At 64.3% G+C, this 19,513-nt stretch carries 19 protein-coding genes; 10 read left to right on the top strand and 9 right to left on the bottom strand.

Annotated elements, in window-relative coordinates; translation table 11 throughout:
- Positions 1-6 precede the first annotated feature (6 nt).
- Positions 7-666 carry a FadR/GntR family transcriptional regulator gene (locus tag INT12_RS10805; RefSeq protein WP_017848655.1) on the top strand — a complete coding sequence of 220 codons (660 nt, stop codon included), beginning with the start codon at positions 7-9 and terminating at the stop codon, positions 664-666.
- Positions 656-1,921, top strand: a complete 1,266-nt coding sequence (locus tag INT12_RS10800; RefSeq protein ID WP_102618654.1) for a CynX/NimT family MFS transporter — start codon at positions 656-658, stop codon at positions 1,919-1,921. Before INT12_RS10805 ends, INT12_RS10800 begins: the two co-directional genes overlap by 11 nt.
- Here the strand turns inward: INT12_RS10800 and INT12_RS10795 are convergent.
- From INT12_RS10795 to INT12_RS10760, 8 genes are all read right to left on the bottom strand, one after another.
- Positions 1,918-2,559, bottom strand: coding sequence for a DUF1120 domain-containing protein (locus INT12_RS10795; RefSeq protein WP_193040088.1), 642 nt, complete (start codon positions 2,557-2,559; stop codon positions 1,918-1,920). The genes INT12_RS10800 and INT12_RS10795 overlap by 4 nt on opposite strands.
- A 17-nt stretch (positions 2,560-2,576) precedes the next feature.
- Positions 2,577-3,701 (bottom strand): DUF1120 domain-containing protein, encoded by a 1,125-nt coding sequence (locus INT12_RS10790; protein ID WP_193040087.1) that lies wholly within the window; start codon positions 3,699-3,701, stop codon positions 2,577-2,579.
- A 10-nt stretch (positions 3,702-3,711) separates the two neighbouring features.
- On the bottom strand, positions 3,712-6,150 hold the full coding sequence (locus INT12_RS10785; protein WP_193040086.1) for a fimbria/pilus outer membrane usher protein: 2,439 nt from the start codon (positions 6,148-6,150) through the stop codon (positions 3,712-3,714).
- Between the two features lie 124 nt (positions 6,151-6,274).
- Complete coding sequence (locus tag INT12_RS10780; RefSeq protein WP_017848660.1) at positions 6,275-6,997, bottom strand: fimbria/pilus chaperone family protein; 723 nt, start codon at positions 6,995-6,997, stop codon at positions 6,275-6,277.
- Positions 6,998-7,076: 79 nt separating this feature from the next.
- Positions 7,077-7,703 carry a DUF1120 domain-containing protein gene (locus INT12_RS10775; protein ID WP_017848661.1) on the bottom strand — a complete coding sequence of 209 codons (627 nt, stop codon included), beginning with the start codon at positions 7,701-7,703 and terminating at the stop codon, positions 7,077-7,079.
- A gap of 56 nt (positions 7,704-7,759) precedes the next feature.
- On the bottom strand, positions 7,760-8,386 hold the full coding sequence (locus INT12_RS10770) for a DUF1120 domain-containing protein (protein WP_046384612.1): 627 nt from the start codon (positions 8,384-8,386) through the stop codon (positions 7,760-7,762).
- A gap of 63 nt (positions 8,387-8,449) precedes the next feature.
- Entirely contained in the window at positions 8,450-9,070 is a 621-nt protein-coding gene (locus tag INT12_RS10765; RefSeq protein ID WP_102618658.1) for a DUF1120 domain-containing protein, read from the bottom strand.
- 44 nt (positions 9,071-9,114) lie between these two features.
- Positions 9,115-9,744, bottom strand: coding sequence for a DUF1120 domain-containing protein (locus tag INT12_RS10760; RefSeq protein WP_017848664.1), 630 nt, complete (start codon positions 9,742-9,744; stop codon positions 9,115-9,117).
- 414 nt (positions 9,745-10,158) lie between these two features.
- Here INT12_RS10760 and INT12_RS10755 point away from each other — a divergent pair, with 414 nt between their 5' ends.
- The 8 genes from INT12_RS10755 to dacB all read left to right on the top strand — a co-directional run bounded on the left by INT12_RS10755 (position 10,159) and on the right by dacB (position 18,678).
- The gene (locus tag INT12_RS10755; protein ID WP_226926128.1) at positions 10,159-10,986 is read left to right on the top strand and encodes a response regulator; all 828 of its coding nucleotides are present in this window, start codon (positions 10,159-10,161) and stop codon (positions 10,984-10,986) included.
- Positions 10,987-11,167: 181 nt separating this feature from the next.
- Positions 11,168-11,803, top strand: coding sequence for a response regulator transcription factor (locus INT12_RS10750; RefSeq protein WP_026140231.1), 636 nt, complete (start codon positions 11,168-11,170; stop codon positions 11,801-11,803).
- Positions 11,804-12,030: 227 nt separating this feature from the next.
- Complete coding sequence (locus tag INT12_RS10745; RefSeq protein ID WP_226926121.1) at positions 12,031-12,669, top strand: DUF1120 domain-containing protein; 639 nt, start codon at positions 12,031-12,033, stop codon at positions 12,667-12,669.
- Positions 12,670-12,769: 100 nt separating this feature from the next.
- Positions 12,770-13,240 (top strand): nuclear transport factor 2 family protein, encoded by a 471-nt coding sequence (locus INT12_RS10740; protein ID WP_046385353.1) that lies wholly within the window; start codon positions 12,770-12,772, stop codon positions 13,238-13,240.
- 36 nt (positions 13,241-13,276) lie between these two features.
- Positions 13,277-13,552, top strand: a complete 276-nt coding sequence (locus tag INT12_RS10735; protein WP_026140234.1) for a GIY-YIG nuclease family protein — start codon at positions 13,277-13,279, stop codon at positions 13,550-13,552.
- 76 nt (positions 13,553-13,628) lie between these two features.
- On the top strand, positions 13,629-14,564 hold the full coding sequence (locus tag INT12_RS10730; protein ID WP_193040085.1) for a glutathione S-transferase family protein: 936 nt from the start codon (positions 13,629-13,631) through the stop codon (positions 14,562-14,564).
- A gap of 111 nt (positions 14,565-14,675) precedes the next feature.
- Positions 14,676-17,090, top strand: a complete 2,415-nt coding sequence (locus INT12_RS10725) for a TonB-dependent siderophore receptor (RefSeq protein WP_193040084.1) — start codon at positions 14,676-14,678, stop codon at positions 17,088-17,090.
- Between the two features lie 130 nt (positions 17,091-17,220).
- Positions 17,221-18,678, top strand: a complete 1,458-nt coding sequence (gene dacB, locus INT12_RS10720) for a D-alanyl-D-alanine carboxypeptidase/D-alanyl-D-alanine-endopeptidase (RefSeq protein WP_193040083.1) — start codon at positions 17,221-17,223, stop codon at positions 18,676-18,678.
- Between the two features lies 1 nt (position 18,679).
- On the opposite strand, the gene INT12_RS10715 is transcribed toward dacB, so the two are convergent.
- Positions 18,680-19,459, bottom strand: a complete 780-nt coding sequence (locus INT12_RS10715) for an IclR family transcriptional regulator (RefSeq protein ID WP_046384607.1) — start codon at positions 19,457-19,459, stop codon at positions 18,680-18,682.
- Between the last annotated feature and the right edge of the window lie 54 nt (positions 19,460-19,513).

The following is a 19,513-nucleotide window of genomic DNA, read 5'->3' as shown; positions in this document are numbered from 1 at the left end:
AACCTCATGACAGACATCTCCCCGCTGATCAAACGCTCCCTGGTCGACCAAGCCCTCGAGCAGCTGCGCCAGCGCATCACCCAAGGCACGTGGGCCATCGGTGAGCGCCTGCCCACCGAGCCTGAGCTGGCGGCGGAACTGGGCATCAGCCGCAATACCGTGCGCGAGGCCATGCGGGTGCTGGCATTCTCTGGATTGATCGAGGTCCGCCAGGGCGACGGCAGTTACCTGCGTTCGATGACGGACCCGCTGGGCGCCATGCGCGCGTTATCCCATTGCAGCCTGGAACAGGCGCAGGAGACGCGGCAGATCCTGGAAGTGGAGGCCATCGGTCTGGCCGTCCTGCGTCGCACCGAGCAAGACCTGCACCGGTTGCGCGAGGCGCTTGATGCCAGCGCCGCGCTGTATCACGGTGAGCTGGAGGCCTACATCAGCGCCGATCTGGTATTCCACCAACGGCTGGTGGACGCGGCGCACAACCCGGCGTTGAGCGAGTTGTACCGGTACTTTTCCAGCATCATCGGCGCGCAACTGCGCCAGACCCTGAACATCTCGCCACGTCGCCAGGCGGTGTTCGACCTGCACACCGCCCTGCTTGATGCCGTAGCGCAGCAAGACCCGGAGCGCGCCAAATCCCTTTGCCGGCAGTTGATCAATGAACCCTGACGCCCCACGCACGCCTGAGTTGGAAGAATTGCTGATCGACGCCGAGGCCGACGACGATGCAGTCCAGCACAGCCCCCCGCCGACGAGCCGGCCATGGCTGTTGCTGCTGGGCCTGGTGCTGGTGGCGCTGAACCTGCGCCCGGCGCTGTCGAGCCTGTCGCCGCTGCTCAGTGAGGTCTCGGCCAGCCTGGGCTTGTCGGCGGCCAGGGCCGGTCTGCTGACCACCTTGCCGGTGCTGTGCCTGGGCCTGTTCGCGCCGCTGGCGCCGCTCCTTGCGCGGCGCTTCGGTGCCGAGCGGGTAGTGCTGGGGATTTTGCTGACGCTGGCCGGTGGTATTCTGCTGCGCAGTGCATTCGGTGAGGTCGGGTTGTTTGTTGGCAGCCTGATCGCCGGGGCCAGCATCGGCATCATCGGCGTGTTGTTGCCCGGTATCGTCAAGCGCGACTTCGCCAGGCAGGCGGGCGCGATGACTGGGGTCTACACCATGGCGCTGTGCCTGGGCGCGGCGTTGGCGGCGGGGGCCTCGGTGCCCTTGAGCGACTCCTTCGGCAACCGTTGGAGCATCGGGTTGGGCTTCTGGATGGTGCCGGCGTTGCTGGCCGCGCTGTGCTGGTTGCCGCAAATCGGGCAGAAGCATGGCGCGCATCGCGTCGCCTACCGGGTGAAGGGCTTGCTGCGCGATCCGCTGGCCTGGCAAGTGACCTTGTACATGGGCCTGCAATCGTCCCTGGCCTACATCGTGTTCGGCTGGGTGCCGTCGATCCTCATCGACCGCGGCCTGAGCGCCACCGATGCCGGGCTGGCGCTGTCCGGTTCGATCATCGTGCAACTGCTCAGCGCCCTCACCGCGCCTTGGCTGGCCACGCGCGGCAAGGACCAGCGCCTGGCCATCGTGGTGGTGATGCTGCTGACCCTCGGCGGGCTGATGGGCTGCCTGTACGCGCCCCTCGACGGGCTGTGGGGCTGGGCGATTCTGCTGGGCCTGGGGCAGGGCGGTACGTTCAGCCTGGCGCTGACCTTGATCGTGCTGCGCTCGCGGGATGCCCACGTGGCCGCCAACCTGTCGAGCATGGCTCAGGGCTTCGGTTACACCCTGGCGTCCCTGGGCCCGCTCGCGGTGGGCCTGATTCACGACTGGACCGGCGGCTGGGCCGCCACCGGCTGGGTCTTCGCGGTGATCGGCCTGGGCGCCATCGTCGCCGGCCTCGGTGCGGGGCGCGCGCGGTATGTCGAGGTCCGCAGCGAGAAAGTCTAGAGGTACTCCACCTCCAGCGTCGCCGAACCGTCCATGAGGATGTCGGTACTCAGGTCCAGGTTCTGTTTGGCGTTGATCACCGTCTCCAGGCTCAGCGTGCTGGTCAGGTTCTGGATCGCCATGGGGCCGGCGGTGCTGCCCGCGGTGTCGGTGAAGCCCAGCAGGCTCTTGGCGCCGATGTTGATCGGGTTGCGGTTGGCCGCGCGCCAGGCCACGCCGCCGGTGGTGGACTCGGTGCCGTAGACCTCGGCCACGCCACCCACCACGGTCTGCTGCGGATCGAACGTCAGCGAGTACACGCCGATCTTGTTCGCGCTGTTGTCCAGGCCCAACCCGTAATAAATCTCGCTGTTGACGTGGGCCGAGCCGTCGCGGTTGTCGTGCATGCGCAAGGCATAACGCACCGGGCCGTTGCAGATCACCGTCAGGTTCAGGGACTTGACCGGCAGCCGCGTGCCGGTCGTGAGGTTGAGGTCTTGCTGGGCGATCTTGCCGAAATCCACCACGCCGTTGGCCGACAGGCTTGGCGCGCAGGACACCGGGATGATCCGGCCGTTGACGTTCAGGTCGACGGGGGTGGCGGCCTGCGCCGGTTGGCTGAACAACAGGGGCACGAGGATCAGGTAGCGAGCAATCATGGGAGGCTCCGAGGGGCTTAGAAGTAGGTGATTTCCAGGGTCGCCGAACCGTCTAGCCGCACTTCGCTGCGCAGGTCCAGGCTGTCGAGCGGCGCGATGAAGGCTTTCAGGCTGAGTAATGCGCTGAGGTTTTGCAGGGCATTCGGGCCTTCGGTGCTGCCGGCCGTGGCGGTAAACCCGAGGAGGCTGCGCGCGCCCAACGGGATCGCGCTGGCGCTGGCGCTGCTCCAGGCGGCGCCGCCTGTGGTCGAGTCGGTGCGATACAGCTGGGGCAGGTTGTCGGCGCTGGCCTGGGCCGGGTCGACCAGCAGGTAATAACGGCCGACTTTCTGCCCGCGTGCATCCAGGCCCAGGCCGTAGGCGGTTTCATCGATGCCACCGGTGGCTGAGCCGGCGCGGTTGTCGTGCATGACCAGGGCAAACGGAGTCGGGCCGTCACAGCTGACCGTGAGGCTCAGCGCGCGGGCGGGCAGGGCGGTGTCTTTGTCGCGGTGCAAGTCGCTGACCGACAACTTGCCGAAGTCCACCGTGCCGTTGTTGGCCAGGGTAGGCGTGCAGGCCGTCGGTGCGAAGCGCGCTTGCAGCTGCAATTCCCGTGAACGCCCGGAGGTGGGCGCGTCCACCTGCGCCGAGGCTTCCCAGGTTTCGGCATCGCGCACGCGGATCGCTTCGTCTCGCGCCCACGCACTCACCTGCAGTTGCGCGGCAAAACTGCGCCCGGTGGCGGGCTGGCCGTCGTGCAGCGGGACGATGCCGTGGTCGGCGCGCCAGGCCAGGCTCGTGCCGATTTGCGCGGGCGCCTGGCCTGGGCCGGCGAGCAAGCCGAGTTGCACCGCGTGGCCATCGAGCACCGCGTCATGCACTTGCACGCGGTAACTGCCGCCGTCGCCCAAGCGCAAGCGCTCGGTGCCGGCAGCCAGGGCGCGGTAGAACAGGCTCATGTCGCCCGGTTGCGGGCAGTTCAAGGTCAAGGACAGGCGCCGTTCGCCGAGCAGGTGTTCCGCTGCCGGTGCTGACGCGACGGCGCGGTTCATCAGGCCAAAATCCAGGCGCGATTCGCTCAGGTCCAGGCGGCAGTCGTTCTCGGCCAGGGCCGTGCCGGCGAACAGCAGCAGGGCTGCCAGGCTGTGTTGAAGCTTCATATTGGGGTCCTCAAGGTCGCTGGCAGCGGGCCGGTGCGGTTTCGAAATACACGTGGGGGTCGGCCTTGGCCGGCAGTTCAAAGCGCAAGTGGCAGCGCGGCTGGTCAGGGGCCTTGATCCATAGCGGGCGGGTGTCGAGCACGTCGGGCAAGAACACTTGGTTGCCTTCCTGGACCAGGGTGATGAACTCGCCGTCCTCCGTGGTCACGGTCGAGCCGCGTGGCATCGGGGTGTCCAGGGTCAACAGCGCACGCCGGGTGAGCGACACGCCGAACTCGATGCGGTCCACCGCGCCGCGGCCTGCCGATACCACCGCAAGCCCGTTGTGGATGTCGGCATTGCGCGGCAGCGAACGGGTGTGGACTTCCAGCGGGCTGCGCCCATAGGCGCTGAGCTGAGGCGCCACGGCCTGGCCTTGCCAGTCGGTCCACACCGGGCCGCTGGGGGTGTTGACCTTGATCCCGGGCATGTCGCCCACCGCCAGTACGGCAAAGGTGTCGCGCACCGGGTAGGGCGAGAACGTCAACCCGTCGGCGTGCAGCACCATCCCGCCGCGTGCGCCGCCCTGGTAGCTGGAGCGCTCGGCGTCAGCGCGCGTGTAGTTGAAATCCAGCTGGCTGTAGAACGGCAGGGCCGACACGCCCAGGGACGATTCGACTTCGCGGTCGCGGGTGTCATGTTCGACGCCGACGCGATACGCCAAGTGGTCGTTGATCTGCTCGTTGAGCCCCATCCCGGTGCGGTGCTCGCCGCCGGAATTGCGCACCCAGGCGCGGCCACGGCGGCTTTCGCCGAGGGGCAGGCTGACCGTCAGGTACAGGCTGTCGTCGTTGTAACGACGCCCGCCCATGTGCCATTCGGCGGTGGTGGAAATCGACATACCGGCGACCTGCGTACCCCAGGAGGCGAGGGCGCGGCTGCTGCTGTCGCCCTGGAACGAGGACGAACGGGAAACCCCCGCACTGAAGGCGCCCAGCCACGGGTGCGACCATGAGCTGGTGGCGCTCTGCTGGTCGCGGTAACGCGCGCGTTGCTGCTCGCGGGTGTCGACGATGTAGGTCGATTCGGTGAGGTCGCGGTAGCCCTGGGTGCGCCAGGAATTGGCTGCCGTGAAGGCCCAGCGCTCACTCAGTTTGTGCGACCACGACAGGTCGGTCTGCACCCCGCGTTCCTGGGTGCGCCGCGAGGCTTCGGAGGCGACCACGGCCACTTGCACCTGACTGTCCGGCAGCGGCAACAGGCCCAGGCTCAGGCCCGCCGAGCGATAATCCGCGGCCGCCAACAGCCCGCTGCCGAAGCTGAGCTGCGGATGCGGCGCGGCGCTCCAGCCGGCGCTCAGCACCCAGGGTTCGGCGCCCGGGCCGTCGCCGATATTGCGCACCCGCCCGGCCGCCACCGAGTAGCCGGGCGCGGGCAGCCCCAGGCCGAGCATGGCGGCGGGCACGGTAAAGCGCCGTTCCTCGCCGGTGCTTTCCTTGACGGTGACTTCGACGTCGGAGCGCCCGTTGAGGCGCGGCACATTGCTCAAGCTGAACGGGCCGGCGGGCACCACTGTGGAGTGAATCAACGCGCCGTTCTGGCGCACTTCCACCTGCGCCGGGCCGTTGGCGATGCCGTTGATGGTCGCGCCCTGGTTCTGATCCTGCAGGGCCTGTTCGGTGAGCACCTGCACGCCGGTGATTGGCGCACCCGCGAGCACCGGGTTGTAGAGGTTGATCTGCCCGGCCTGCAACACCGCCTGGTGGCTGGCGAAGGTGCGCTGGGCGTAGGCGTCCAGATGGGTGGTGCTTGAGCGGCTGTCCTGCCAGGTCTGTACCTGGCGGCTGCGCACGATCCAGTCGCCGGCATTGAAGCCGACCTCGGTATTGGCCGAGCCAAAGCGGCTGGAATCATCGCGGTAGTGGTTGTACAGGCCGCTCACGTCGTAGTTGAGCAGCGCCGCGAAACCGCCGGTCTGATAGCCGGAAATGTCCTGAGTGACCGGGCGCAGCGCCTGGGTGGGCACCACCAGGTTCAGGCTCAGGTTGGCCGGGTCGTGCTCGACCACGGTCTGTGGGTATTGTTCGAGAAAGGCATAACAACTGCTTTCTTCTGCCGGGCCCGAAGACGGCGTCACCAACTGCGCGGCGTCCAGCAGCGGCGGGTCGAAGCACGTGGCGCCGTGCTGATCCACGCTGACATCGACGCGCCCGCGCCGCTGGCCGTTGACCGTCAGGTTGAGCGCATGGCGCCCCTGGGTAAAACGCGGGGTCTGCATCAGCAGGCTGGCGAGTTCGGGATCGATGCCACGCTGGAGCAGGGTCTGTGGATCAAACGAACCTGTCGACGACTGCTCTGCCCATGCCAGGTTCGTCAGCAACCCCTGACTGAGCGTCAGCACCAGTAATGCCAGGCGCGGTGAAACGCCGGGCACGGCTTTGCCGTCACGGTAATGGATGACTGTGTTCACACAAATGCACTCGGATGATGGAAGTCCCCGGCGTGATTCCCTATCGCGTCAGGTCTTCCCGGTGGCCTTCAGTGGGTGGCCACTTCGTGATAGTGGCGCCGTCGTGTCCCTGGGCGCCGTTGCATCACAGGCTTATGGGCGCGTCGTGGGGCGCGACCGCAAAGCCATACACCGTGGCCGGTTGCAGGCGCACGCTGGTGGCGCCGGCGCCGGCGCCGCTGGCGGTGACGGTCAGCGTTTCACCGGGCAGCACATAGGTGCGCGGCAGCATCGCCGAAGCATTGCCGGGCAGCAGTTGCAGCTCCTGGGCCAGGCGCACCACATACGGGGACGGGTTGTGGACGCTGAGCTGGTCGGCTTTCAAGGTCCATTGCAGGCCCAGCCACGGCGTGCGATTCGGCGCCAGCCCCTTGGGATGAATGATCACCGGCAGGTTCTGCCGCACGGTCACGCCCACTTGCGCGCGCCCGAGCTGGGCCGGGTCGCGCTGGGCGGGCATGCCCTCGAAAATCACCCGTTTGAGGCGCTGGGTTTGCAGCGGCGCCTGGGTTTGCAGGATGAAGCGCACCAACTGGCTCTTGGACGCCTCGACGCGGGTCAGGGGTGGAGTCACGAACAGCAGCGTGTCGCTGTCCTCGGGGATGTTTTCGAGGGTGACGTGCAGCAAGGCCATTTTGGTGTCGGTGTTGGTGACCGAGACCGTGGCCTCGCCATCGGCCTCGTTGACGATCACCACCGAGGTGTCCGGGACCATGCCGTCGGCACGCGCGACGGTTGCACCGAGGACGGCCAGTGCCACGCAGCAGAGACGCGGCAGCCAGCGCCAAACGGAAAAAAACGAGTTCATAACAGGGCTCTTCTATACAGGGCGCTTCAAATGGGCCGACATGCGCGCGGTGGGTGACCGGGGCGCCGACGGCACGGTGTCAGAGGTAACGCAGGTCCAGCGTGATCGAGCCATCGAGGGGCACCTCTTCGTGGAGCGTCAAGGTGTTGGCCGGGCTGATCGAGGTGTCGACCCGCAGGGACGCCACCAATTGCCGGATCGGCGCGGGCAGCGTATCGCCGGCCCGGGCAAAGCCCATCAACAGACGCGGGTACATGTTAGGTTCGGGTTTCCAGCTAGCCCCCTGGTCGGATGAGGTCAGGGTTTGCATCGGCTGCGAATCGCCTACCGGGCCGCGCAACGACAGGCTGACCGACCCGAGGCGTTCGTCGGGGGCATGGGGGTTCATGCCCAGCCCATAAAAATAATCCGGCGCCAGCGATGACTCGCGCTTGTTGTCGATGCCCACCAGGGCGAACAACACCAGGCCTTCGCAACTGATGCTCAAGCCCATCTGCTGGTTCGGCAGCACGGTGAACTCACTCGGATGCAACGTCGTCGCCAGGATCTTGTCGTGGTCGACAAGGCCGTTGTCCGACAGCGATACGCTGCACGCGCTGGGGGTGATTCGCCCGTTGACGTCCAACTCCACGCTCGAGAGCGCGAAGGCCAAGGGCGCCGCCGCCAACAGAAGGGTGAGGGCCGGCAAGCGAGTAAGCAGGTTCATGGCTTGAGTTACCTGGTGTTGAACGGGTGGTACGGGCATCGGGCAAGGCGGTGGCGTTACAGGTAGAGGACTTCGACCGTGACCGAACCGTCGATCACCGTGTCTTCGGTAATCGTCAGGCCCTGGGCCGGCAGGATGAATGGCTTGACCGAGAGCGCCACCTGCGTGTTCTGGGCCGGCACAGGCACCCGCGCCGCGCCGATCTCTTGGATCGAGATCAATTGATTGGTTTGCCAGCCCATGTCTGGCCGCATAGAGTTCCAGGTGGTGCCGTTGTCCGACGACCGGATCATCCCGACGGGCGTGTTATCGGCGACGCCCTGGTCGAGGAACATGAGGTAGCCGCCAATACGCTGACCGGCACTGGTCTTACCGATGCCATATTCGATGATGCTGTTTGCCGAGTCGGTGCGGTTGTCGGTGGCCGTCAGGGCAAACAGGGTCGAGGCTTCGCAGTCGATGCCCATTTGCAGGGTGACCGGGGTGAGTTGGGTCCGGGTGTCCAGGTTAAGGTCCTTGACCGAGACCCGGCCGACGTCGATGGTCTCGGCCGACAGGCTCGGCATGCACGCCGAGGGCACAATCAGGCCCTTGACGGTCAGGTCAACGGTGGAGGCGGCGAGCACCGGGAAAGCGCAGCCGATCAGTACGCCGGTAACGCTGGTACGCAGTAGCTTTTTCATGACGGGTGAAGCTCCAGGGATGGATAGGAATACAGGGGTCCAGGGGGACAGGGGGTTACGCTGTTACAGGTACTTCATCTCAAGAGTCGTGTGCCCGTCGACGAGGACTTCGTCGGTGAGGGTCAGGCCATCGGCACGGGCAATTCGGGTGTAGAGCACAATGTCTGCTTCGAAGATCGTCACGGCCATTGGCTGAGTGGGGTTGTCCATTGCGGCAACCGCGAGCAGGTTGAGGTGGCCCAACTGCGTACCGGGGGTCCACGTGGTGCCGCCATCCAGCGACACGATGGTTCGCACGGCCATGGTGTCCGCCATGGGGTTGCTCAAACTCAGCGAAACGCTGCCCAGTTTCTCGTCGTTGGGGGTCGTGCCCAGGCCGTGGTGGTTGGGGATCACCGATGTGCCGTGGCGGTTGTCGATGGTGGTCATGGCGAAGAGCGTCGAGCCTTCGCACCGCACGTTCAGGTGCAGGGTGTTGCGCGGCAGCAACGTGTCTCGGTCTTGGTTGAGGTCGCGCACGGTCACCTTTCCGTGGTCGATGGTGCCGCCCTCAGCCAAGCCCGGCGTGCAGGCTTTGGGCGTAATTACGCCGCTCACGCTCAGCTCGGCCTGGCTGCTGGCTAAAGCGCTGGGCACGTTCGCCAGCAGCAGACTCGCCAACAATGCGGGGAAATATTTATCCATGAAATGAACAACCTCTCTGGGCAATGCCCTGCGTGGATGATGAGTTACAGGTACTTGACCTCGATCGTGGCGGAGCCGTCGATCAGCACTTCGTTGCTCAAGTCCAGGCTGTTGGCGGCGGCGATCTGGGTGTCGATCACCAGCTCGCTGATCACGTTCTTGATCGGGATCGGCTTGGGATCCTGACCGTTCGACCTGTCGCCAAACGCCGCCATGTACGGGTTTTGCCAAACCACATCGTCAATGGCTTGCCAGCTCACGCCATCCAATGACTCGATGGGCTCGACGGCGACGTTGTCGGCCACCGGATTTCTCAGGGAGAGCCAGAACGTGCCGATTTTCTGCAGGTTGTTGATCAGGCCCAGGCCGTAGCCGAAGCCGTAGATTGACGACCCGGCGCGGTTGTCGGTGGTGCGCAACGCAAACAGGGTTGCGGCCTCGCAGTCCACATTGAGTTGCAGCCTGGCGGTGGGCAGGCTGGTCGGGCTGTCGAGGTTGAGGTCTTTTACCGAGACCTTACCGTGATCCACCACACCACTGGCGGACAACGTCGGTGTACAGGCGCTTGGGGTAATCACGCCTTTGACGGTCAATTCCACGGTACTGGCGGCGAAGGTCATGCCGCTGCCGACAAGGGCGATGACGGCGGTGAATGCGGCTAAGGGCTTTTTCATGTGATCGAGCTTCCGATGCAAAACTGATTGCCGAGGGGCAAGGGGGGACCCGTCGGTAACTAGGTGGCGACCGCCTGGAGTGGCCGGTCGCGTCCCGCTCTGGGGATGCCGGGCAATCTATCGGGGGGAGGGCGTCGGGCAAATACAACAAATACGACAATGGGCGGATGTCGCACACGCCCAATCGACTTGTCGGAACTCGTTTTTTTGTGTGTAGGAAATATAAGGGTTTCGTAGTTGTTGTATCGCGCAGGCGGCCTAATTCAAATAGCGTTCCGGCCGATACATCTTCACAGCACATTCGAACAGCCAGGCGTGTTGCGTGCCGTACCCGGTACCTATGTCGGCGGATGTTCTGTCGGCCATTGAGGTTGCCGATCCCCGCGCCGTGCGCTTATTGAATTTGAGGTAGTCATGTCATCAGGCCCTATCCCAGGCGACCGAGCAGGGGATGACCTGGCCGCACAGCCGGCGTCAACCCGGCATTGGCGTGAGCTCAAGGTGTTGTTGGTAGACGATCATCCCGCGTATTGCCTGCTGATGGGCGCGATGCTGGAGCGGTTGGGGCTGGCATTTGCAGTGTGCGCGCACGGCCAGGCTGCCCTGGCGATTCTGGACGTCAGCCGCGCCGACCTGATTTTCAGCGACTGCCAAATGCCGGTGATGGATGGCTATGCCATGACCCGCGAGCTGCGCCGCCGCGAACTGCGCGACGGCGCGGAGCGCGTGCCGGTCATCGCGTTCACCGGCAAGCTGGGCGCGCGCGAAATCCAGCAGTGCCAGGCTGCGGGCGTGGATGCCTGGCTGGCCAAACCGGTGACCTTTCAACAACTGCGCCAAGTCCTCGGCGACTGGCTGCCCGGCCCGCGTATCAGCGAGACCGCGCAGCCGGTCACGACGGTGGAGGGGCGCTGGCCGAGTCGCGGCCGGCTGGGGCAACTGTTCGGCTGCAGCGAGGCGCTGCCCGGCATCCTGGCGAGCCTGGTGTACGAGGCCGAGCTCGATCTGCATGCGCTGGCCCAGGCCACCGACGGCCTGCAAGCGCAGGCCACGGTCGAGCATTTGCACCGCTTGATCGGCAGCGTGGCGTTCTTCGGCGCCACACCGCTGGAAATGCGCGGTCATCAGTTGATCGAGGCGATCAACCGCGACGGCGTGGCCATGCACCTTCAGCGCTTGCTCGCCTTGCGCAGCGACTTGATGGGGTATCTGAAATATTTGTCGCTATTAGGAAAAGGATGACAGCTAAGACCGATGGCTTCTGTAGGTCTTCAGAGTGGGCAATTTCCTTTTTTTCTGTGGGGTAAAATTCTGCTCCCAGGGATTGCTGGGCTATCTGCCATTACGGCGTTTGGGGGCGGTTGTTGCCGATCCGATCCGGGAGTATTTTGCGCGGATTCAAGTTGCCATCATGGTGGTGCTCATGCTTCGCGTAATTATTGCTGACGATCATCCCATCGTGCGTATCGGGCAGAAAGTGGTGATAGAAGCCAATGGCCGGTGCAAAGTTGTCGCCGAGGCCGACGGCCCGGATCAGTTGCTGGCGCTGGTGGACAGCACCCCGTGCGATATCCTGGTGACGGACTTCGCCATGCCGGGTAACCAGCAAGCCGACGGCTATGGCTTGCTCGGCCTGATGCGGCGCCGGCACCCGGACTTGCCGGTGATTCTGGTGACCATGTTTGCCAATGTCGCCACGTTGCGCGAATCGTTTGCCCAGGGCGCGCGGGCGATCCTGGCCAAAAGCGCGTCGGCCCGCGAACTGCCCCTGGCGATTGCCGCCGTCAGTGAAGGGCGCACCTTCGTCAGCGAGTGTCTGCGCGCACAACTGGCGGAGGCCGGGACGGGCAATCAGCAAGCCGTGCCGCAGTTGTCCGGCAAAGAGCGCGAAGTGGTGCGGATGCTCGCCAGCGGCATGACCGTCAGCCAGATCGCGGCGCGGGTCAACCGCAGCATCTCGACCATCAGCAAGCAGAAAAGCACGGCGATGACCCGGCTGTGCATCTCCACCGATGTGGATTTGTTCGCTTATGCGCGTGCGGCGGGCATGGTGCCGTAGAAAGTTGCAGTTTCATGACGGTGCTAGAGTGAGTCAGGCAGTGGCTGAGTATCGTATTACTTGTATTAAGTTTGAATGAGTTATCCCTTAACTTGTGATGGTTGTCCTGGCATTGTTTGGTCGGGGCATACACTTCATTCTAATAGTTTTGTCTTGCTGACGAGTTAAAGTAAGCGCGTCTGTGCGCTTGCCTGGCTCATCAAGTAATGACCGAAAGTGAGCCTATTATGCAACCGTCCCGTGTACTTGTTGCCGCCGCGTTTTTGCTGGCCGGTGTTTCTAATGTAATGGCCGCATCCAGTGTGGATATCAGCGTGGTCGGTACTATCATTCCGTCGGCCTGTACGCCAACTTTATCTGATGCCGGTACGGTGGATTATGGGAAGATCTCGATCAACGATTTTCCTAGACTGGGGGAGATGGTACTGCCAGCGGCGACGATAAACTTGGAGGTTACTTGTGACGCGCCGACTTTGATGGCAGTCAGGAGTCTGGACAATCGAGCCGGAACTGCGGCTGTTCAATCACCTTCACATGACCCGCTCACCGTGTATGGTTTGGGCTTGGCAAGTGGTGGGCAAAAGATCGGCAGGTACGAACTTAAGATGAACGATGTGACAGCCGACGAACAACCGAGAGCCGTGATTGAGTCCATCGATAAAGAGACGTGGTTTGCTGCCGATAACGCAATGTGGCAACCACGTTGGCTGCGCACCGTGAGTAACGGTAATATAATTCCCGTGGCAGTGACGACCCTTAAGACAGACCTGATGTTGAGTACAGTCCTCGCGCCCAAAGACTCTCTGCCGGGTGAGGAAGAAATCCAGATAGACGGCAGCGCCACTTTGGACGTTATCTACCTTTAACCCCGCCAGGTATCACTTATTCTCGTGATGAATAACCATGGCTTTCCCGTGTTACGAGGATTATCGTTCAGCACCCCTGACCATCGTGCGAATGTTGCCCATGAGTGATGCCCACAACGTCCTGATCACCGAGTTCTATACGGCCTTCCAACATCTGGATGCCGAAGCCATGGCCGCCTGCTACACCGACGACGTGGTGTTCAGCGACCCGGCGTTCGGCGAGCTGCGCGGGCGCGATGCCGGGGATATGTGGCGCATGCTCACCACGCGGGCCAAGGACTTTTCCCTGACCTTCGACCACGTGCGCAGTGATGACAGTACTGGCAGCGCCCATTGGGTGGCAACGTACCTGTTCAGCGCGACCGGCAACACGGTGGTCAACGACATTGGCGCGCGCTTCGTGTTTCGCGACGGCAAGATCTGCGAACACCACGACCACTTCGACCTGTGGCGCTGGTCGCGCCAGGCCCTGGGCCTCAAGGGGTTGCTGCTGGGCTGGTCGCCCGCGCTGAAAAACGCCGTGCGCGCCCAGGCGCTCAAAGGCCTGAGGGCATTCCAGGCCAGTCGTTGATAAGATTGGCGCTCCTCTGGTTTGCCGAATCGACCCGTGACTGATCTTCCTGAACCCAAGCCCTGGTTCGTGTACCTGGTGCGTGCCGCCAACGGCTCACTGTATTGCGGCATCAGCAATGATCCGCTGCGCCGGTTTGCCTCCCATCAAAGCGGCAAGGGCGCGCGGTTTTTCCTCTCCAGCCCCGCCGTCGCGCTGGTGTACACCGAGCAGTGTGCGAGCAAGGGCGAGGCGCTGCGCCAGGAACGCTTGATCAAGAAATTGAAGAAGAGCGCCAAGGAATGCCTGGCGGCGAGTGGCTCATTGACCTGATTGATGGGCGCCTATTTCACCCACGCGTGATTTTGCAGGCTAAGCTGAATGCTCATTTAATTGAGCGGAGCCTGGCATGTCTGAGTTGATCCTGCACCACTACCCGCAATCCCCTTTCGCGGAAAAAGCCCGCCTGCTCCTGGGCTTCAAGGGCTTGTCCTGGCGCTCGGTGCTGATCTCGCCAGTGATGCCCAAGCCTGACCTGATCGCCCTCACCGGCGGCTATCGCAAGACTCCGGTGCTGCAGATCGGCGCCGACATCTACTGTGACACAGCACTGATCGCGCACCGCCTGGAACAGGAAAAAGCCGGGCCGGCGCTGTTTCCCCAAGGCCTGGAACTGGTCGCCCAGGGGTTCGCCACCTGGGCCGATTCGGTGGTGTTCGCCCATGCCGTGGCGTTGGTATTCCAGCCCGAATCCCTGGCGGCCAAGTTCGCCAAAGTGCCGTCCGAAATGCTCAAAGTGCTGGTGGCCGATCGTGCCAAGCTGTTCAGCGGCGGCACCGCAGCCCGTCTGCATCTTGAGCAGGCCAAGCATCAATGGCCGGCGATCATCAGCCGCATCGACCAGCAATTGCAGCACCAAGAGGGAGATTTTCTGTTCGGTGAGCCTTCGATTGCCGACTTTGCCCTGGCCCATCCGCTGTGGTTCCTCAAAGGCTCGGTGGTGACCGCGCCGTTGGTTGACGCACATCCCGCCGTTGCCACCTGGCTCGACCGGGTGCTGAGCTTTGGCCATGGCACCGCCACCGAGATGAGCACCGAGCAAGCCCTTGACGTAGCGCGTCACGCCACCCCGGCGGCGTTGCCCGCTGAAGTGTTCGAGGACTTGAATGGCTTCACGGCCGGCCAGCAGGTGAGCATTGCGGCCACCGACTACGGCACCGACCCGGTGCTCGGTGAGTTGTTGTTTGCCGGCCGCGAAGAACTGATCCTGCGCCGTACCGACGAACGTGGCGGCACCGTGCATGTTCACTTCCCGCGCCTGGGCTTTTGCATTCAGGCGCAATAAAACCGGATTATTTTCAACCGGAGGTGAGGTAAACCCGACGCCCATCCGTGTAGTGCTTGAAACTGCGATCTATTCGCATTAACAGCGTTTTCTACACGGGTGCTCACAAGCATGAAATCGACGGCGGGCGGTTGGGTTAAACAGTGGCTGGGAGCCTCGGTCTTGACGGTATCGGGGCTGGCACTGCTGCCCCTGAGTGTGGCGCAGGCGCAGGAACAACAAAGTGCCCAGTTCAACTTTGCCCTGGCGGCCAAGCCACTGCCCCAGGCGCTCAGTGATTTCAGCCGGGTCACCGGGCTCAGTGTGATCTATACCGACGAAGCCCCCTACGGCCTCAATGCCCCGGCCGTCAGCGGCCCGATGAGCGCGACCCAGGCCCTGCAACGCCTGTTGGGCGGCTCCGGTTTTACCTTCCGCCAGATCGACGCCCGCACCCTGGCCCTGGAGCCCGTGCCCAGCGACGGCGCGCTGAACCTGGGCGCCACCACTATCAGCGCGGTCGCCGAACCCGCCGACAGCACCAGCTACCAGCCGCCACCCACCAGCTCGGTCATGCGTTCCCGTAGCCTGCTGCTGGAGACCCCGCAAACCGTCAACGTAGTGCCCGCCCAAGTGCTGCGTGATCAACAACCGCGCAACCTGGATGACGCCCTGGCCAATATCAGCGGCATCACCCAGGCCAACACTCTCGGCAGCACCCAGGATGCGGTGATGCTGCGCGGCTTTGGCGACAACCGTAACGGTTCGATCATGCAGGACGGCATGCCCGTGGTGCAGGGCCGGGCGCTGAACGCTACGGCCGAACGGGTTGAAGTGCTCAAGGGCCCGTCGTCGCTGCTGTATGGCATCCAGGACCCGGGCGGCGTGGTCAATATCGTCAGCAAAAAGCCGCAGTTGCTGCAGTCCACCTCCTTGACCGTCCGTGGCTCCACCTTCGGCAACGGCAAGAACGGCAGCGGCGGCAACCTCGACACCACGGGGCCCATCGGCGACAGCGGGCTGGCGTATCGCCTGATCGTCGACCACGAGGACGAAGACTACTGGCGCAACTACGGCACTCACCGCGAGAGCCTGATCGCGCCATCCCTGGCCTGGTATGGCGACACCACCCAGGTGGTGTTCGCTTACGAACACCGCGAGTTTCTCTCGCCGTTCGACCGCGGTACCGCCATCGACCCCAAGACCAATCACCCGTTGGACATCCCCGCCACCCGGCGCCTGGATGAGCCGTTCAATAACATGGAAGGCCGCTCTGACCTGTATCGCTTGGAGGCCGATCACGACCTGAACGACGACTGGAAGGCGCACGTCGGCTACAGCTGGAACCGCGAAACCTATGACGCCAGCCAGGTGCGTATCGCCTCGGTCAACAGCAACGGCACCTTGACCCGCAGCATGGACGGCACGCGTGGTGCGCTGACCACCGACCGCTTCGCCACGGCGAGCCTGGAAGGCAAGGTCAAGCTGGGCGGCATGCAGCATGACCTGGTGTTCGGCCTCGACGATGAGTACCGCAAGATCTATCGCGCCGAACTGATCCGCCAGGCGCAGCGCAGTGCCTTCAGCTACGTCGACCCGGTGTATGGCAACGATGTGCAAGGCACCACGGTGAGCGCCAAGGACAGCGCGCAGACCGACTTGCTGCGCAGTGACTCACTGTTCTTCCAGGATGCGATTCACCTGACCGACCAGTGGATTCTGGTGGGTGGCGCGCGCTATCAGATGTACGACCAATACGCCGGCAAAGGCGTGCCGTTCAAGGCCAATACCGACGGCAATGGCCAGAAATGGGTGCCGCGTGCCGGCCTGGTGTACCGCTACACCGACGAACTGTCGTTTTACGGCAGCTACACCGAGTCGTTCAAACCCAACTCGACCATTGCCGCGCTGAACGATGGCAGCGTGCTTCAGGGCGACCTGCAGCCGGAGCAATCCAAGGCCTGGGAGCTGGGGACCAAGCTCGACATACCGGGGCGCATCACCGCCAGCGCGGCGCTGTTCGATATCACCAAGCGCAACGTGCTGGTGTCCGTCGGCTCCGGTGTCGACACGGTCTACAGCGTGGCCGGCGAAGTGCGCTCCCGTGGCCTGGAACTGGACGCCAGCGGCCAGCTCAGCGACCGCTGGAGCCTGATCGGCAGCTATGCCTACACCGATGCCGAAGTCACCAAAGACCCGGCGCTGCAAGGCAAGCGCCTGCAGAACGTGGCCAAACACACCGGTTCGTTGTCGGCGGTGTACGACGTCGGCAGCCTGCTTGGCGGCGATGATCTGCGCGTCGGTGCCGGTGCGCGTTACGTCGGCCAGCGCGAAGGCGATGCGAATAACAGCTTCAATCTGCCGGGTTATACCGTGGCCGATGTGTTCGCCTCCTACAACACCAAAATCGACGGGCAGAAGGTCAAGTTCCAGGTCAACGTGAAGAACCTGTTCGATCGCACCTACTACACCTCGGCGGCCAGCCGGGTGTTTGTGTCGATGGGGGATGCGCGGCAGGTGTCGGTGTCCAGCACGCTGGAGTTCTGAGCCGGCGGCGAGGGCGGTGGTCGAGCCTGTCAGGGGCGCTTCGCCCTCCAGCGCGAGCACGCTCTCTCGCCACAAACGGCATGAGCTGTTAGCGTTGCCGCCACTGACGGCTTTGCGGAAAACGGTACTGATGCGGTTTGCACGAGGGTTACACACCAGCGCGATGCTGGTCGGCTTGAGCGTTTTATTGGGGGGCTGCGCCAGCGTTGCGCCGACCGCCGGCCCTTCAACCCTGGACCGCCTGTTGGCCGACCCGGCCCTCAATGGCGCCACGGTTTCACTCGTGGTGCGCGACGCCCGCAGCGGCAACACGCTCTATCAACACAACCCGCGCACGCGGCTGGTGCCGGCCTCCAACCTCAAGCTGCTGACCACTGCGGCGGCGATGGACGTGCTGGGCCCGCAGTATCGGTTTTCCACCCAACTGCTGAGCAACGGCGCGCAGCAAGGCGAGCGCCTGAACGGCAACCTGTACCTGCGCGGCCTGGGCGACCCGACCACGCAGTTCGCCGATTACCAGGCACTCGCCGCGCAACTGGCGAGCCAGGGCGTGCGTCAGGTGCAGGGCGACCTGGTGTTCGACGACAGCTGGTTCGATGCGCAGCGCCTCGGCGTGGATTGGGCTCAGGACGATGAAAGCACCTACTACGGCGCGCAGATTTCGGCGCTGACCGTGTCACCCAATTCTGATTTTGATGCGGGCACCTTGATGGTCACCGCCACCGCGCCCATGAGCCCCGGCCAGCCGGTCAGTGTGGCGATCAGCCCGGCCACCGATTACGTGCAACTGAGCAACCGCGCGGTGAGCGGCCCCGGCAACAGCTATGGGATCACGCGCCAGCACGGCACCAACCTGCTGCAACTCACGGGCGCGCTGGCGCCGGGCAAGCACAGCCGGCAATGGGTGAGTGTGTGGGAACCGACGCAACTGGTGGCCAATCTGTTTGAACAGGCGCTGGCGCAGCAGGGCATCCAGGTGCTGGGCCGTCGAGTGATCGGGGGCAGCAGTCCGGCGACGGCGCGGCTGCTGGCGGAGCATCAATCGGCCCCGTTGCAGGAACTGATCACGCCGCTGCTCAAACTTTCGAACAACAACATGTCCGAAGCCTTGCTCAAGGCCATGGGCCGCCAGACCGCGAACGTCGGAACCGCGCAGGCGGGCGTGGCGGCGGTGGCGGCCTTCATGCGGCGCCAGGGGCTGGACCCGGCGAGCCTGAATCAGGTGGACGGTTCGGGGTTGTCGCGGCGCAATCTGGTGTCGGCGCAGACGCTCACCGACTTGCTGCTGGCGACGTCCAGGCAACCCTGGTTCGACGCGTGGTACAACGCCTTGCCGATTGCCGGCAACCCCGCGCGCATGAGCGGCGGCAGCCTGCGTTATCGCCTGCGCGGCACGCCGGCGCAAGACAACCTGCATGCCAAGACCGGCTCCATGGGCGGCGTGTCGTCATTGAGCGGTTACCTCACCGACGCCCACGGGCGGCGCCTGGTGTTTTCGATGATCAGCAACAACTACCTGAGCGACGCCGCACCGGTCCGCGCTCTGGAGAACCGCCTGGCGGTCGCCCTGACGCAATGGCGCGACTGACTCAGGGCTGGTAGCCCATCCGCCAACTCACCGCCCGGGTCGCCGCCAGCAGGCGCTGCGCCGCCGGGCCGTCTTCATCGGCATGGAACAGCGAGGTGGGGCCGACCACGGTCATCACCGCCGCCACCTGGCCGACCGCGTTGAACACCGGCGCCGACAACGCATCCACACCCGGCATCAGCAGGCCATGCACAAAGTGCAAGCCACGCGCGCGGATCTGTTCGCAGGCGCTGGCGTAGGCCTGGTCGTCCGCCAGGGCGTGGGCGATGCCCGCCTGGATCTCGCGCTCGCGCAATTCGATGGTTTCCCGCGCTGGCAAAAAGGCGCTGAACACCAGCCCGGTGGATGAACTGAGCAGCGGCAACACCGAGCCCAGTTGCGTCACCACGGTGACCGCGCGCACCGCCGGTTCGATCTGCACCACGGTCGCACCCTGGTTGCCCCACACCGCCAGGAAGCAGGTTTCATTCAACTCGTCGCGCAGCTCGGCCAGGGGCAGGGCGCCGACTTTGAGCACGTCCATGCTGCCCAGTGCGGCGAGGCCCACGCGCAATGCTTCGCGACCCAGGCCGTAATGGTTGGTGGCGCTGTTCTGCTCGGCGAAGCCCGACGCGATCAGGGCCTGGAGATAGCGGTGAACCTTGCTCGCCGGCATCTGCACATGCTCGGCCAGGCGCGACAGCGAGGTGGAGGGCGACAGTTCGGCCAGGGCCTTGAGGATGTCGGTGCCCACTTCGGCCGAGCGGACTTTCTGTTTACCGGTGTCGCGGGGCTTTTCCATTGGGCAACGGGAATCCGAGAGATGAGTGGGCGTCTTTATAGCTTGACGGTCGAC

The organism is Pseudomonas sp. K8, from assembly GCF_014889455.1.
In the GTDB taxonomy this organism is placed as follows: domain Bacteria; phylum Pseudomonadota; class Gammaproteobacteria; order Pseudomonadales; family Pseudomonadaceae; genus Aquipseudomonas; species Aquipseudomonas veronii.
The sequence above is the reverse complement of the archived record's forward strand: the minus strand, read 5'-3'. Positions and strand labels throughout refer to the sequence as shown.

What these genes read in the sequence shown, in the direction of transcription:
- INT12_RS10805 (WP_017848655.1), top strand. Translation starts at nt 7, where the DNA reads ATGACAGACATCTCCCCGCTGATCAAACGCTCCCTGGTCGACCAAGCC.
- INT12_RS10800 (WP_102618654.1), top strand. Translation starts at nt 656, where the DNA reads ATGAACCCTGACGCCCCACGCACGCCTGAGTTGGAAGAATTGCTGATC.
- INT12_RS10795 (WP_193040088.1), bottom strand. Translation starts at nt 2,559, where the DNA reads ATGATTGCTCGCTACCTGATCCTCGTGCCCCTGTTGTTCAGCCAACCG.
- INT12_RS10790 (WP_193040087.1), bottom strand. Translation starts at nt 3,701, where the DNA reads ATGAAGCTTCAACACAGCCTGGCAGCCCTGCTGCTGTTCGCCGGCACG.
- INT12_RS10780 (WP_017848660.1), bottom strand. Translation starts at nt 6,997, where the DNA reads ATGAACTCGTTTTTTTCCGTTTGGCGCTGGCTGCCGCGTCTCTGCTGC.
- INT12_RS10775 (WP_017848661.1), bottom strand. Translation starts at nt 7,703, where the DNA reads ATGAACCTGCTTACTCGCTTGCCGGCCCTCACCCTTCTGTTGGCGGCG.
- INT12_RS10770 (WP_046384612.1), bottom strand. Translation starts at nt 8,386, where the DNA reads ATGAAAAAGCTACTGCGTACCAGCGTTACCGGCGTACTGATCGGCTGC.
- INT12_RS10765 (WP_102618658.1), bottom strand. Translation starts at nt 9,070, where the DNA reads ATGGATAAATATTTCCCCGCATTGTTGGCGAGTCTGCTGCTGGCGAAC.
- INT12_RS10760 (WP_017848664.1), bottom strand. Translation starts at nt 9,744, where the DNA reads ATGAAAAAGCCCTTAGCCGCATTCACCGCCGTCATCGCCCTTGTCGGC.
- INT12_RS10755 (WP_226926128.1), top strand. Translation starts at nt 10,159, where the DNA reads ATGTCATCAGGCCCTATCCCAGGCGACCGAGCAGGGGATGACCTGGCC.
- INT12_RS10750 (WP_026140231.1), top strand. Translation starts at nt 11,168, where the DNA reads ATGCTTCGCGTAATTATTGCTGACGATCATCCCATCGTGCGTATCGGG.
- INT12_RS10745 (WP_226926121.1), top strand. Translation starts at nt 12,031, where the DNA reads ATGCAACCGTCCCGTGTACTTGTTGCCGCCGCGTTTTTGCTGGCCGGT.
- INT12_RS10740 (WP_046385353.1), top strand. Translation starts at nt 12,770, where the DNA reads ATGAGTGATGCCCACAACGTCCTGATCACCGAGTTCTATACGGCCTTC.
- INT12_RS10730 (WP_193040085.1), top strand. Translation starts at nt 13,629, where the DNA reads ATGTCTGAGTTGATCCTGCACCACTACCCGCAATCCCCTTTCGCGGAA.
- INT12_RS10725 (WP_193040084.1), top strand. Translation starts at nt 14,676, where the DNA reads ATGAAATCGACGGCGGGCGGTTGGGTTAAACAGTGGCTGGGAGCCTCG.
- dacB (WP_193040083.1), top strand. Translation starts at nt 17,221, where the DNA reads ATGCGGTTTGCACGAGGGTTACACACCAGCGCGATGCTGGTCGGCTTG.
- INT12_RS10715 (WP_046384607.1), bottom strand. Translation starts at nt 19,459, where the DNA reads ATGGAAAAGCCCCGCGACACCGGTAAACAGAAAGTCCGCTCGGCCGAA.